At 41.2% G+C, this 243-nt stretch carries 1 pseudogene; it reads left to right on the forward strand.

Features of this window, described 5'->3' with window-relative positions:
- Positions 1-37 precede the first annotated feature (37 nt).
- Positions 38-243 (forward strand): annotated as a pseudogene (locus tag AAEY83_RS17890) (LysR family transcriptional regulator); the annotation flags it as partial.

A 243-nucleotide genomic window follows, 5' to 3' on the forward strand; every position in this document is an offset into this window, starting at 1 on the left:
AGGAAATAGTATGGTGCCAACGCCTAAAGCGTTATCTATGCAGCAACCTATTAGCCATATTTTAAAGCAACTTGAAATGCTGTTAGAGCCCGATGTATTTACACCGCAAACATACAAAGGTGTATTTACTATTAGCGCGACAGACTACGCAACTCAAGCCTTGTTACCGCAGCTTTTTAATATAACTAGGCGAGAAGCCCCTGGATTAAAACTAATAGTGCGCGACTTTGCCTCAGATAATGT

The organism is Psychrobacter sp. TB20-MNA-CIBAN-0197 (assembly GCF_040309765.1).
GTDB lineage: Bacteria > Pseudomonadota > Gammaproteobacteria > Pseudomonadales > Moraxellaceae > Psychrobacter > Psychrobacter submarinus.